Origin of the sequence: Curtobacterium sp. SP.BCp, from assembly GCF_051903255.1 — a bacterium.
Taxonomy (GTDB): domain Bacteria; phylum Actinomycetota; class Actinomycetes; order Actinomycetales; family Microbacteriaceae; genus Curtobacterium.
In genome coordinates this window covers 3,105,539-3,117,746 of the sequence record NZ_CP194338.1, presented here as the reverse complement: position 1 = coordinate 3,117,746, position 12,208 = coordinate 3,105,539, and the positions used below count along the sequence as shown (strand labels likewise).

Annotated in this window: 17 protein-coding genes; 10 read left to right on the top strand and 7 right to left on the bottom strand. The window is 70.4% G+C overall.

Annotated features, from left to right (window positions below; genetic code table 11):
* Nucleotides 1-9 precede the first annotated feature (9 nt).
* Complete coding sequence (locus ACRQ4C_RS14855; RefSeq protein ID WP_439689210.1) at nt 10-609, bottom strand: hypothetical protein; 600 nt, start codon at nt 607-609, stop codon at nt 10-12.
* Nucleotides 606-1,163 (bottom strand): RNA polymerase sigma factor, encoded by a 558-nt coding sequence (locus tag ACRQ4C_RS14850; protein ID WP_439689209.1) that lies wholly within the window; start codon nt 1,161-1,163, stop codon nt 606-608. Before ACRQ4C_RS14850 ends, ACRQ4C_RS14855 begins: the two co-directional genes overlap by 4 nt.
* A 139-nt stretch (nt 1,164-1,302) precedes the next feature.
* Here ACRQ4C_RS14850 and ACRQ4C_RS14845 point away from each other — a divergent pair, with 139 nt between their 5' ends.
* The 8 genes from ACRQ4C_RS14845 to ACRQ4C_RS14810 all read left to right on the top strand — a co-directional run bounded on the left by ACRQ4C_RS14845 (nt 1,303) and on the right by ACRQ4C_RS14810 (nt 6,782).
* A complete protein-coding gene (locus ACRQ4C_RS14845; protein ID WP_400415615.1) occupies nt 1,303-1,536 on the top strand; it encodes a hypothetical protein in 234 nt (77 codons plus the stop codon).
* Between the two features lie 290 nt (nt 1,537-1,826).
* Entirely contained in the window at nt 1,827-2,282 is a 456-nt protein-coding gene (locus ACRQ4C_RS14840; protein ID WP_439689208.1) for an Asp23/Gls24 family envelope stress response protein, read from the top strand.
* Complete coding sequence (locus tag ACRQ4C_RS14835; RefSeq protein ID WP_290133895.1) at nt 2,275-2,466, top strand: hypothetical protein; 192 nt, start codon at nt 2,275-2,277, stop codon at nt 2,464-2,466. The genes ACRQ4C_RS14840 and ACRQ4C_RS14835 overlap by 8 nt, the downstream gene beginning before the upstream one ends.
* Nucleotides 2,463-2,777, top strand: coding sequence for a hypothetical protein (locus tag ACRQ4C_RS14830; RefSeq protein WP_290133896.1), 315 nt, complete (start codon nt 2,463-2,465; stop codon nt 2,775-2,777). The genes ACRQ4C_RS14835 and ACRQ4C_RS14830 overlap by 4 nt, the downstream gene beginning before the upstream one ends.
* Nucleotides 2,778-2,789: 12 nt before the next feature.
* On the top strand, nt 2,790-3,365 hold the full coding sequence (locus ACRQ4C_RS14825; protein ID WP_439689207.1) for a hypothetical protein: 576 nt from the start codon (nt 2,790-2,792) through the stop codon (nt 3,363-3,365).
* Nucleotides 3,362-3,925, top strand: a complete 564-nt coding sequence (locus ACRQ4C_RS14820) for a hypothetical protein (RefSeq protein ID WP_439689206.1) — start codon at nt 3,362-3,364, stop codon at nt 3,923-3,925. The genes ACRQ4C_RS14825 and ACRQ4C_RS14820 overlap by 4 nt, the downstream gene beginning before the upstream one ends.
* A gap of 146 nt (nt 3,926-4,071) precedes the next feature.
* The gene (locus ACRQ4C_RS14815) at nt 4,072-6,210 is read left to right on the top strand and encodes a hypothetical protein (protein ID WP_439689205.1); all 2,139 of its coding nucleotides are present in this window, start codon (nt 4,072-4,074) and stop codon (nt 6,208-6,210) included.
* Entirely contained in the window at nt 6,207-6,782 is a 576-nt protein-coding gene (locus ACRQ4C_RS14810; protein ID WP_439689204.1) for a hypothetical protein, read from the top strand. Before ACRQ4C_RS14815 ends, ACRQ4C_RS14810 begins: the two co-directional genes overlap by 4 nt.
* A gap of 81 nt (nt 6,783-6,863) precedes the next feature.
* Here the strand turns inward: ACRQ4C_RS14810 and ACRQ4C_RS14805 are convergent, their stop codons facing one another.
* Nucleotides 6,864-7,130 carry a hypothetical protein gene (locus ACRQ4C_RS14805; protein ID WP_439689203.1) on the bottom strand — a complete coding sequence of 89 codons (267 nt, stop codon included), beginning with the start codon at nt 7,128-7,130 and terminating at the stop codon, nt 6,864-6,866.
* Nucleotides 7,131-7,249: 119 nt separating this feature from the next.
* Between ACRQ4C_RS14805 and ACRQ4C_RS14800 the strand changes: the two genes are divergently transcribed.
* Together ACRQ4C_RS14800 and ACRQ4C_RS14795 are read left to right on the top strand one after the other, a co-directional pair.
* Nucleotides 7,250-7,741, top strand: a complete 492-nt coding sequence (locus ACRQ4C_RS14800) for a DUF805 domain-containing protein (protein WP_439689202.1) — start codon at nt 7,250-7,252, stop codon at nt 7,739-7,741.
* Nucleotides 7,742-7,882: 141 nt separating this feature from the next.
* Complete coding sequence (locus ACRQ4C_RS14795) at nt 7,883-8,527, top strand: hypothetical protein (RefSeq protein WP_439689201.1); 645 nt, start codon at nt 7,883-7,885, stop codon at nt 8,525-8,527.
* A gap of 51 nt (nt 8,528-8,578) precedes the next feature.
* Here the strand turns inward: ACRQ4C_RS14795 and ACRQ4C_RS14790 are convergent, their stop codons facing one another.
* Genes ACRQ4C_RS14790 through ACRQ4C_RS14775 form a run of 4 tightly spaced genes read right to left on the bottom strand, consistent with a single transcriptional unit; the run spans nt 8,579 to nt 12,096 of the window.
* Entirely contained in the window at nt 8,579-8,794 is a 216-nt protein-coding gene (locus ACRQ4C_RS14790; RefSeq protein WP_439689200.1) for a hypothetical protein, read from the bottom strand.
* A 46-nt stretch (nt 8,795-8,840) separates the two neighbouring features.
* Nucleotides 8,841-9,914, bottom strand: a complete 1,074-nt coding sequence (locus ACRQ4C_RS14785; RefSeq protein ID WP_439689199.1) for a threonine aldolase family protein — start codon at nt 9,912-9,914, stop codon at nt 8,841-8,843.
* The gene (locus ACRQ4C_RS14780) at nt 9,911-10,606 is read right to left on the bottom strand and encodes an SDR family NAD(P)-dependent oxidoreductase (protein WP_439689198.1); all 696 of its coding nucleotides are present in this window, start codon (nt 10,604-10,606) and stop codon (nt 9,911-9,913) included. The genes ACRQ4C_RS14785 and ACRQ4C_RS14780 overlap by 4 nt, the downstream gene beginning before the upstream one ends.
* A complete protein-coding gene (locus ACRQ4C_RS14775; RefSeq protein WP_439689197.1) occupies nt 10,603-12,096 on the bottom strand; it encodes a DUF6421 family protein in 1,494 nt (497 codons plus the stop codon). The genes ACRQ4C_RS14780 and ACRQ4C_RS14775 overlap by 4 nt, the downstream gene beginning before the upstream one ends.
* Between the last annotated feature and the right edge of the window lie 112 nt (nt 12,097-12,208).

The window sequence follows — 12,208 nt, the reverse complement described above, 5'->3', positions numbered from 1 at the left end:
GCGGGCTCCTCAGGGCAGGACGACGTCGTCGAAGCGGACGTCGATCGACTCGATCGTGAGTTCGGTGTGGCGGGCGAGTGCGGTGGCCACGGCGTCGCGGAGGCGGTCGGCGGTCGCCTCGGCGGAGGCGCCGTAGAGGAGTCCCGCGGTCACCGCGACCCGCACGGGCGCCCCCGGCACGTCCACGTCGCCGTCGAGCTCGCAGCGTCCCATCACGACCTCGCGGAGGGCGTCGCCGGCACGCCGCACGACCCCGCGCACCGCGGCCTCGGTCATCGCGAGACGCAGGCGCGGGTCGGGGTGCGCGATCGGTACGTCCCGTCCGGACCGGACCTCGGCGCGGATCGTGTCGAGCAGCCGGTCGATCCAGGCGGTCTCACGGCCGGCTTCGTCCTCGGCACGGCGTTGCAGCGCGCCGAAGGACAGCTCGCGGAGGCGCTGCATGTTCGCCAGGGCGAGCCGGCACCCGGGCGAGGACTCGATGGACGGGTCACGGGGTTCGCGGCCGTGGTCGAGGTAGTCGGCGAGCTCCTCGATGGTGTGCCCGTCGAGGTCGTCGTCGGGGAGCGGGAGGTCGTCGTCGGGCCTCGGGAGGTCGTGGTCGGTCATCGCCATCCCTCCATCTCGGCAGCGAGGAACCGTCGTGCTCGTGCGAGGAGTCCGCGGACGGTGGACGTGGACAGCTCGAGTTCGTCGGCGATCTGCTGGTAGCTGTACCCGGCGGTCTCGCGGAGGAGCCAGCAGCGGCGTTGGTCGGCCGGGAGCCGGTCGAGTGCCGTCAGCAGGGCGTCGAACTGCAGCCTGTTCTCGACGATACGCTCCGGGCTGCGTGCCGCGTCGGCGGGGGCCTCGACGTCGCCGAGCTCGTCGTGGTGCCGTCGGCGCCGGAGTCGGTCGAGCGCCTTCCTCGTGGTGATCTGCAGCATCCACGACCGGAAGCGCGCGGGGTCCTCGAGGTCGGACAGCTTGCGCCACCCCGTGAGGAAGGCCTCCTGCACGACGTCGTCCGACTCGATGGTCGAGCCGAGGACCTGCTCGGCGTACACGCGCATCAGGGCACCGTGCCGTCGGGCGAGCACCTCGAACGCGAGCACGTCACCGTCGGCCGCCCGGGCGACGAGTGTCGCGTCGGACCCGCGTCGGAGAGGATCGTCGTCGTTCATCCCCGCCTTCCGGTCCGTCGTGGCCCCGACCGGTCGATCGGAACTCCGAGCATGCACCACCGGACGACGACGTGCCCGGGAAGCAGCGACGACGACGGTTTCGTGACATCCGGCCCCGCGGTGACGTCTTCCTGGGGACATGCACGACGACGCCACACCCGAGGCCACCGAGCCGACCTCCGCCCACGACACCGCGCCGACCGCCGCCGCACTCGATCCGCAGGCTCCCGTCCGGGACCTCTGCATGAGCGTCTTCGACCGGTGGCGCTGCGGCCGGGAGGACGGCCACGCGGGACCCCACTCCACCGGCGACGAGGCGCTGACCGCCTCGTGGAACGACACCGCGGCCGGACGCCGACTCCGCTGGCGCTGACCGCTACTGGCGTCGGGTTCTCTACCACCGGGGCAGCGTCGCCGCGCGTTCCCGACCGGGGTACATCGCGGATGCGCGCTTTCCGGTCACGCCGCGTCACGGTGCGGCCGCTTTCCGAACGGTCGCTCTCCGCGCGAGCAGAACGGGGGACAAGAACGTGCTGGAACGGCCGTTGTCTGGGAAGTCGATGGAGGATCTCAGCCCGGCGTGACTTCCGTCTGGGGTGCCCCGTCTCCTCCGTGAACAGCAACCGCTGGGAACGCCCGGCGGGACGAACGGAAGGAATCGACATGGCTGACACCACGACCCCCAACACCCTCGCCGGCTCCCGCGCCGCAGGCACCCCTGCCGCTGGCTCCAACCCCTCGGGCAAGACGGTCATCGACGACACCGTGGTCGAGAAGGTCGCCGGCATCGCCGCCCGCGAGGTCAACGGCGTCCACTCGCTCGGCAAGGGCGCTGCCCGTGCGATCGGTGCGATCCGCGACGCGATCGGCCAGCGCGACTTCGGCCAGGGCGTCAAGGTCGAGGTCGGCGAGAAGCAGGTCGCCGCGGACATCGTCATCGTCGCGGAGTACCCCGTGTCGCTGCAGCAGGTCGCCGACGGTGTGCGTTCGTCGGTCTCCCGCGCGCTGACCCAGATCGTCGGCATGGAGGTCGCCGAGGTCAACGTGACCGTCCAGGACGTCTACATCCCGGGTGACGACGACAACGACGACGAGAAGAAGGAGTCCCGCGTTGAGTAACACGTTCGCAGGCGCCCTGATCGGGGCGATCCTCGCCGTCGTCGCACTCCAGTTCGGGTTCGGTGGCTTCGTGCTCGTGGTCGTGTTCGGTGCGATCGGGGCCCTCGTGGCCGCGCTCACGACCGGCAAGATCGACCGCGGCGCCCTGACCGACGTGCTGACCGGACGTCGGAGCTCCCGGTGACCGCCGGCCCGGGCGTCCCGGGCCGCGTGGAGATCTCTGCTCGTGCACTGACCTCGCTGGCGCGGGCCGTCGCAGCCGAACGGCTCGGCGCGCCCGCCCGGCGGGTCCGTGTGGAGCTCGGTGACCACGCGGGCGGGCTCGCACTGCAGGTCACCGGTCCGATCCGCACGCAGGACGACGTCGTCGGATCGGCCGCCACCGCCGCCGAACGTGTCCGTGAACGGCTCGGCGAGCTGTCCGGCCGACGCGTCGGCAGCGCCCACATCGAACTGACCGGCATCGTGCACGAGCACGAAGGCCGGGTCCGGTAGGAGGAGGAACCTGTGAGCACCACCTCGCTCGAGCGCCGCATCCAGCGGCGGAGCATCCACCGTTCCCGCTCCGGCGCCGTGTCGGTGTCCCTCGTCGTCCTCGTGCTCGTGGCGGCGTGGATCGGCACCGAGTCGGTCCTCAAGGCCGTGGGCGCGGCGCCGCTGTTGGCGGACCCGCACACGGTCGTCGACGCCGCACTCAAGCCCGACGCCGCGTTCGTGACGATCGTCGAGGTCGTCGCGGTCGTCCTCGTGGTCCTCGGGATCGTGCTGATCGTCCTGGCCCTCAAGCCCGGCCGGCAGCACCGGTCGGCCGTGGCGCACGAGCGCGGTGCCGTGGTGATCGACACCGCGATCCTCGCCTCGACGGCCGCGAACGCCGCGGCCCTCGCGGCAGGCCTCCCCGAGGGCAACGTGAAGGCCTCGGCCCGTGGACGTTCGTCCGAGGTCCGGCTGGTCCCGCTCTCGGGTGTGCCCGTCGACGAGGCCTCGGTCCGGTCCGCGGTCGAGGAACGACTCGGTCGTCTCGATGACCGGTTCGGCAAGCGTGTGAAGGTCCGTGTGGAGGAGAAGGGAACGTTGGCATGACCAAGAGCAACCGCACCCTGAACCGCATCATCCTGCTGGTCCTCGGCCTGGCCGCCGTCCTCGTCGGCCTCACCATCGGCGCCGGCGTCCTGCCCGCTGTCCGCGACGCCCTGGGGCCCTCCCTCACGTTCCCGTCGAGCCTCACCGTGCCCGCGGCGTCGCTGTGGACCGTCGCTGCGGCGTGCGTCGTGGTGATCGTGCTGGCACTGCTGTGGGTGTTCACCCGCGGCCGCGGCGGCACCAGCGTCGCCGTCCGGGAACGCTCGGGTGAGGACCAGGTCACGATCAACGTCGCGCTCGTGCGGGACGTCATCGACCACGAACTCGCCGACGTCCGCGACGTCGTCGGCTCGAAGGTCGACACGTACCTGGTCAAGCGGCAGCGCGCCGCCCGGATCCGGGTGACCGTGCGCCGCGGCGGCGACGCGGTGAGCGTCCTCGACGCCGTCGACCACGCGATCGGCGTGCTGGACCGCACCCTCGGCCGGCAGGTCCCGATCCTGGTCCACCTCACCGGCGGCACCCGCGCCGCCCTGGCCAAACCCACCCGCGTGCAGTAGACCGCACCACCCACCCACCCCACCAGACCCGGGAGACGACCCGCGCCTCCCGGCCGGTCCGGTGCGACCGCACGCTGTGCGGTCCCTCACGACCCGTTCACCTGCCGTCCCCCGAGCGGGGGTGAGCACAGCGCGAGACTTCCCACATGAAGTTCTCCGGCAGGACCAAGGGTCGGCGTCGCGCAGCAGCGTTCGTCGCCGCGGCAGGCATCTTCGCCGCCGCCGTCGCGGGCATCGCGACCTCCACCGCCTCAGCCGCCGACGCCAGCACGGCGCAGCGCGGGGCCACCATCACCTCGACCGGGCTGCGTCCCGGGCAGGTGAAGCACGTCTGGTTGATCATCCTCGAGAACAAGTCGTACGACGCGACGTTCACCGGGCTCAACCAGAACAGCTACCTCTGGAAGACGTTGCCGGCGCAGGGGGTGCTGCTGAAGAACTCCTACGGCACCGGCCACTACAGCATGGACAACTACATCTCCATGGTGTCGGGGCAGGGTCCGCAGGCCGACACCCAGTCCGACTGCAACGTGGTGAACACCCGCTTCGGGTCCGACCACAGCGTCATCCGCTCCGGCTCGGACAAGGGCCAGGTGCGGTCGCTGGCGAACGCTGCGCAGCCGAGCGGCGCGAACGCGCCCGACGGCTCGAACGGCTGCACCTACCCGCACTCCACGCCGACCCTCTTCAACCAGCTCGACGCCGCTCACAAGACGTGGAAGGGCTACGCGCAGGACCTCGGGAACCAGCCCGGTCGGGAGGACGGTGTCTGCGGTGCACCCGGGACCGCCGAGAACAACCCCGAGAACAACCCGACCTACCTCACCCCGACGTCCGACCACCCGGCAGCGGCCGGCGTGACGAGCTTCACCGGGGCGCAGGCGAACGACCAGTACGTCGCCAAGCACTTCCCGTTCCCGTGGTTCGAGGGACTGACCGGCGCGGCCGGGGCCAAGGGTCGTGCGGCGACCTCGTTGACGAAGCCCGCCGAGGGCGGCACCGACTGCGACTCGGCGCACATCGCGAACCTCGACTCGTCCTCGAGCGGGCTCTTCCGCGACCTGCAGCACGAGAAGACCACCCCGGCGTTCAGCTGGATCACGCCGAACAACTGCAGTGACGCGCACGACGCGGTCTGCAAGGGCAACAACCTGTCCGGGTCGTTCACGAGCAGCGGGCAGCCGGTCTACCAGTCGGGCACGCCCGCGCCGGAGTCGACCACGCCGAAGAACCACACCGGCGGCCTGTACGCCTCGGACCTCTTCCTCAAGTACTACGTCCCGATGATCGAGCGTTCGGCCGCGTTCAAGGACGGCGGCCTCATCGACATCACGTTCGACGAGGCGAACCCGCCGTTCACCTACACCGGCAACAGCTTCAACAACGCGGACCACTACGGACCGACGCTGTCCGACAAGCCGAACGCCTCCTCGGGCATCGCGGCCGACCGTGCCGGCGAGAACCTGTACGGCAAGAACGTCGCCTTCGAGCCCACCGGCCCGAACTCGACGCTCGGCAAGGACGCGAAGGGCAACCAGCTCTACCCGGGCCCCGGCGACAACGCCTTCATCGACCGTCCGCCGGTGTGCACGCAGACCTCCCCGACGCTCGTGCCCGCGAACTGCGTGCCCGGCATCGTCCGGGGCGGCTCGGGCAACACCCCAGGAGCCCGCACCGACGCCGTCGCCGCGAACACCGCGTCGAGCTACGTCTCCGACCAGTCGATCGTCGCGACCGACACCGGCCGCGGCGTGGTCGACACGACCGACACGACCGGTCCTGGCGGCACCAGCCCGATCCCCGAGGACACCTTCGTCGGAGCGGTCAGCGACACCGGTCCGCAGTTCCCGACGACCTCCTCGGGCTCGGTCGTCAACGGTTCGTTCCAGCTCCTCGACGCCTCGGGCAACCCCGTCACGCCGACCGGGGCAGTCACGAGCCTCACGCTCAGCGCCGAGGGAGCACCCGGGTTCCTCAGCACCGGGCAGACCGCGGACCCGCTGTACGACGCCACCGACGCGACCCCCGGCGGCGGCGACACCGGCAGCGTGCTCATCAGTCCGCTCATCAAGCCCGGCACCGTGTCCACGACCTACTACAACCACTACAGCTGGCTGCGGACGATGGAGGACGTGTTCGGGGTGAGCCGAGGGGACGACCACCAGCGGTTGCCCGGCGGCACCGTGTCCGGCGGCGTCGACGGTCGCGGTCACCTCGGGTACGCGGGCCAGGCCGGCCTCGAGCCCTACGGACCGGACGTGTTCAACAACGCGAGGCACCGGTGACCCGCTCACGCACCGCGTCCCTCGCGGTCGCGGTGGCGGGGGTGGCGGTCCTCGCGGGGGCGCTCGTCGGCTGCTCGTCGCACGTGGAGCCGAAGGCCGAGGACACCTACGGCGGCATGCCGGCGTACCTCGCGGGGATCCCGTCGACCACGGACGCGGTGCTCGACGGCACCGCGGCCCGGCCGGCCCTGACCTCCGAGGGGGACGCGGTCCGCGTGCACCTGCACGGCGGCGCGACGGTGCTCGCCACCGTCACCGGTCCGGTCGTCCCCGGTGAGGGGCTGCCGTACCAGGGCGAGACGACGACGTGCACGTGGACGGTGTCGTTGCGGGACGCCTCCGGCAGCGTGCCGGTATCCCTGACCGACCTGACCACGACGGACCAGCTCGGGAACGCCTACCGGCTGTCCCCGGTCCCGGGGAAGGGCACACCGCCGAGCGTGCTCCGTCCTGGGCAGCGCACGACGTTCGAGGTCCGCACCGTCATGAAGGTCGGCGAGGGTGTGCTCCGCTGGGCTCCCGGCGGCGGGAAGACCCTCGCCGAGTGGGACTTCGAGGTCGAGAACGACTGAGTGGCAGGGTCGCTGACGCGACCGACGACCGGACGGGAGGCACGGGGCAGGTCCGCCACGTGCCTCCCGTCCGTCGTCCGGTCACCGTTCCGAGACCGCGGCGATCGCCTCGCTGATGGTCGCGCCCGGGTGCTCCTCACGCCATCTCCTGACGTCGCGCGGATCGGGAGCAGCGCCCTCCGGCACGCGCATTGAACCGATCACGCTCGGCATGGACGCGGCGTACGCGAGCGTGGCGAGGGCCCCGAGGCATGCGTACGGCAGACCCAGCGCGAGCCAGGCTCCGATCGTCGCTGCCGTGCCGCCGAAGACCACGAGCGCCGACGTCCGGGCAGTGGGGGTCGTCATCGTCGGCCTCGCGAGCGGCGGAGCCGCAGCGCGGTGCCGGTGTACATGCCCGCCACGCCCAGGGTGACCGCTGAACAGATGGTGATGAACCCGGGGCGGGTGTTCGGGGCTGCGACCACATGCAGGAATCGGAACCGGCGATCTGGCGACCCTGGTATGGCATCCCCTTCACACGGTCCATCGTCCGGTTCTTCCGGGAGTACGCCGACTTCGGCGGGCGGGCGAGCCGATCGGAGTACTGGTGGGTGGTCGTGTGGACCGCCATCATCTCCGTGGGCGGTACGATCGTGGGCGCGGCCGTCGACTCTGCGACCGGGTGGACGGCGGCGCAGCTCGCCGCAGCCCAGGCCGCGACCGACGACACCTGGATCCTGCAGTCGCTCGTCGACGACCTGCGGTCACCGTCGAGTTGCATCCAGTACGCGATCAGCGCCGTGTTGCTGGTGCCGACGCTCGCGGTCGGCGCTCGACGCCTGCACGACACGGCCCGGAGCGGCTGGTGGCAGCTGCTCCAGCTCGTCCCCGTCGCGGGCGGCATCGCGCTGATCGTGTTGTTCGCGCTGCGGTCCGACCCTGCGGGCGAGCGGTACGACCGACCCCGGGAGGCCTGACTCAGGCGGCGGTGAGCTCGCGTGTCAGCGCGGCGAGGAAGTCGCTTCGGTGCTCCAATTCCCGATGCTCAGACATTTGCCATGCTGATGTTTCAGTGGTAGAATGCAGGCGCAACAACGTCGTTGAGACTGGAGGCTTCTGTGAAGAACACCATCGTCGTTCGCTCTTTCACAACAGCAGCGGCATTTGTCGCCAGCGCCACGCTCGTCGTGTCGGTTCTCTCCGGCGCACCAAGCCACGCTGCGACTGTGAGTGAGCCGGCAGAGCACTGCTGGACCGAAGTCGAGTCCGGAACGTCGATGTGCGGAAAGACCCTCGATGCGCTCGCCGAGAAGATGTACCGGACGCACGGCATCATCTTGCAGGCGCGACCCGGCGAAGTCGTCGACGACCAAGTCACCGGCCCGAGCAAGCGTGCGAAGGCGAAGGTCGACTCCGAGCGTCGTGCGACAGGCGAAGCTCGCGGAAATGCTCGCGTCAGCTACTTGCTCATCCGGGGCTTCGTCGACACGAGGTATCGCGGGATCTCTCAAACTTGGTCGTCTTCGCTGAGTGAGCCACCTTGTCGGTACTACGCGAGCCTTCCCTACGGCCAGTACGAATCACTCGCGAACATGTTCTGGAACGACACGATGTCGTCGTACCAGGTGGCGCAGGGGTGCAAACTCAATGTCTACGAGCACACCAAGTTCCGAGGCACCAAGCGTGGCCCGTACGGGAACTCGCCGGACCTCGGAATCCTCAACAAGAAGGTCTCGTCGATGAGCCTTCGGAAGGATCCGTGAACGAGTGACTGGGTGATGATCATGAAGGGGAGTCGGGTGCGCGGCTCCCCTTCACGATTCTGTATCGCGGAGTGCCTGCTCTGCCTCTTCTGCCGTGAAGCCCTCGGACCGGAGCTCGGCGCGCACACGAGAGTCGGTGACACCTTCGCGATCCTCCCGCGCTCGCCGAAGCGGTTGAACGAACTTCACCACGAGCGTCGTCATCACGACGACGATGATCAGGACCAACGCCCAGATCGCGCTCGTAATGAGATACATCACGTCCATGTGCACGACGCTACCCATCTGGGGCGTGCTCCTGCAACTGGTGGGATCAGACGGCGGCGAGCTCCCGCGTCAGCGCCGCGACGAAGTCGTCGATGTCCTGCTCCGAGGTGTCGAACGAGCACATCCACCGCACCTCGTTCCGGCTGGCGTCCCAGTCGTAGAACCGGAAGTGCTCGCGGAGCCGATCGGCCACCCCTGCTGGCAGGGTCGCGAAGACCCCGTTCGCCTGGGTGTCCTGGCTGAACCCGACGCCCTGGATGCTGCCGTCGGCGATGCCCGACTCGAGGGCGCCGCGGAGCCGGGCGGCCATGGCGTTGGCGTGCCGGGCCGATCGGAGGTAGAGGTCGTCGGTGAGCAGGGCGATGAGCTGCGCCGACACGAACCGCATCTTCGACGAGAGCTGCATGTTGAGCTTCCGGAGGTAGTGCAGCCCCTCCGACGCCGACGGGTTGAGCACGACGACGGCCTCGCCGTACAGCAGGCCGTTCTTCGTCCCGCCGAAGCTCAGGACGTCGACCCCGGCGTCGGTGGTGAAGGCGCGGAGCGGGAGGCCGAGGGTCGCGGCGGCGTTCGAGATCCGGGCGCCGTCCATGTGCAGCTTCATGCCGAGGCCGTGCACGTGGTCGGCGATCGCGCGGACCTCGTCCACCGTGTACGCGGTGCCGAGCTCGGTGGTCTGCGTGATGGACACGACGAGCGGCTGCGCGCGGTGCTCGTCCCCCCAGCCCCAGGCCTGCTGGTCGATGAGCTCCGGTGTGAGCTTGCCGTCGGGGGCGTCGACCGTGAGGAGCTTGATGCCGCCGACCCGCTCGGGTGCGCCGGCCTCGTCGGTGTGGATGTGCGCGGTCGAGGTGCACACGACGGCGCCCCACCGGGGGAGCATCGACTGCAGGCCGACGACGTTCGCGCCGGTGCCGTTGAACACCGGGAACGCCTGCGCCTGGTCGCCGAAGTGCTCGGTGAAGACCTCCTGCAGCCGTGCCGTGTAGACGTCCTCGCCGTACGCGATCTGGTGGCCCTGGTTCGCGGCGGCGATGGCGTCGAGGACCTCCGGGTGGATGCCGGCGTAGTTGTCGGAGGCGAAGCCGCGGAGGTCGAGGTCGTGGAGTCGGAGGGTCACGCGTCGATCCTAGGTTCGGTGGCGGAGGGCTCGGGCGCCAGGGGGATCCGGATGCCGTTCACCGCAGCCGGCTCGGCGTCCCAGAGTCGGACGACCTCGTCCCCGAGGCGTGCCTCCAGCCCGTCGAGCGCCTTCACGACGAAGACGGCCGCGGCGGCGGTGGCCGGGGCGTGCTTCCGGAAGCCCTGGGCGACGGCCCGGGTCCAGGCGTCCGCCGCCGCCTTGGCAGCGGCGTAGTTCGCACCTCCGGCGGTGGGGGACTCGACACTCGTCGACGACACGGTGGCGAGGCGCCCGGCGGGCGAGGCCACGAGGTCGTCGTACAGGGCGCGGGTCGTGTTCCGGAGCGTGCGGAAGCCCCGGTCGAAGAAGTCCCAGTCCTCGTCGGACTGGCCGGCGAGCCCGCCGCCGCCCCGCCAACCGCCGACGAGGTGCACGAGGCCGTCCACGTGCGTTCCTTCGGACCGGAGGCGCGACACGAGTCCGTCGACCGCGTCGCGGTCCGCCAGGTCGCACCGCTGGGTCGTGACCTGCGGGACGGACGCGCGCAGTGCCTCCAGGCCGTCCTCCCGGGCACCGACGGCGATGACCGCCGCGCCGGCGGCAACCAGTGCTCGCGACACGGCAGCGCCGCTGGTGCTGGTCGCTCCCGCGACCAGCACCGTGCGGCCGGCGAGTGCGCCGCCGCTCACGCGGCGGCAGCCGGGGCGTCGTCCGTCGTCCCGGTGATGCCCGCGGTGGACTGGATGACGGTCGCCATCTTCTTGTTCAGCGCCTCGTAGAACATCGAGAGCGGGAACTCGTCGTCGAGGACGGCGTCCGTGTAGCCCTTCGGCGGCCCGGCGAGCGTCTCCTGCGGCAGCCCCTTCGCCCACACCGAGGCCGGGTGCGGCGTGAGCGTCTGCGTGAGCATCTCGTAGGCGGCGAGCCAGTGCGCCGACTTCGGGCGGTCGATCGAGCGCCAGTAGAGCTCGTTGATCTGATCGCTCAGGGCGATCACGACGTCCGGGACGGCGTCCCAGTCGATCGTGAGCTGGGTGTCGGTCCAGTGCAGGACCCCGTGCTGGTGCAGCCACGCGAAGAGGAGCTGTCCGCCGAGCCCGTCGTAGTTGCGGACGCGGCTGCCGGTGATCGCGAAGCGGAAGACCCGGTCGAAGAGCACCGCGTACTGCACGAGCTTCGCGTGGTCACGGATCGAACGCTGGGCGTCCGAGAGCTCGGCGTCCGGCACCTCCGACAGCGAGCGCTGCAGCGAAACCGACTCGCGGAACGCCGTGAGGTCGCAGCGCAGCTCCTCGAGCGAGTAGAGGAAGAACGGCATCCGCTGCTTGATCATGAACGGGTCGAACGGCAGGTCGCCGCGCATGTGCGAGCGGTCGTGGATGATGTCCCACATCACGAACACCCGCTCGGTGAGCTCCTGGTCGTCGAGCATCGCCGCGGCGTCCGTGGGCAGGTCGAGCTTCGTGATCTCGGCGGCGGCGCGGACGACCCGGCGGTAGCGGGCGGCCTCGCGGTCCTGGAAGATCGCGCCCCAGGTGAACGCCGGGACCTCGCGCATCGAGACGGTCTCGGGGAAGAGCACGGCGGAGTTCGTGTCGTACCCGGGCGTGAAGTCGACGAAGCGCAGGGCGACGAAGAGCTTGTTGCCGTAGTCGCCGGCCTCGAGCTCGGCGATGAAGTCCGGCCAGATGACCTCGACGAGCAGGGCCTCGACGAAGCGCGAGGCGCTCCCGTTCTGCGTGTACATGGGGAACACGACGAGGTGCCCGAGGCCGTCGACCCGGTGCTGCTGCGGCTGGAAGGCGTTCAGCGAGTCGAGGAAGTCCGGGACGCCGAAGCCCCGGTCCTGCCACGCTGCGAAGTCCCGCGCGAGCAGGTCGAGGTACTCGGCGTCGTGCGGGAAGGCGGGGGCGAGCTCGGCGATGGCGGGGACGACCACGGCCAGCAGCTCGGACGCGGCGGTGTGGTCGGCGGGGTCCGGGACGGAGCCGTCCGCTGCCTGCAGGCCCTGGAGCGTGACGACGGCGTCCTTGAGTCGGAGCCAGGCCGGGTGCGTGGCGACCTCGCGGACGGGCCGGTCCGCGCTGGCCGGGCGGTCCTCGCGGACCGGGCGGTCCTCGACGACCTCGGGCTCTCCGACGATGGCGTCCTGGGTGAACCTCTGGACGAACTGCGACATCTCGAACCTCCCGTCGTTGGGCCGGCGTACATGGCCGGACCGCCTCGAACGGCGGTCCTGACGGAATCCTAATGAGGAGTCCGAGCGGCATTCTTGCCACTTTCCAGCGCTT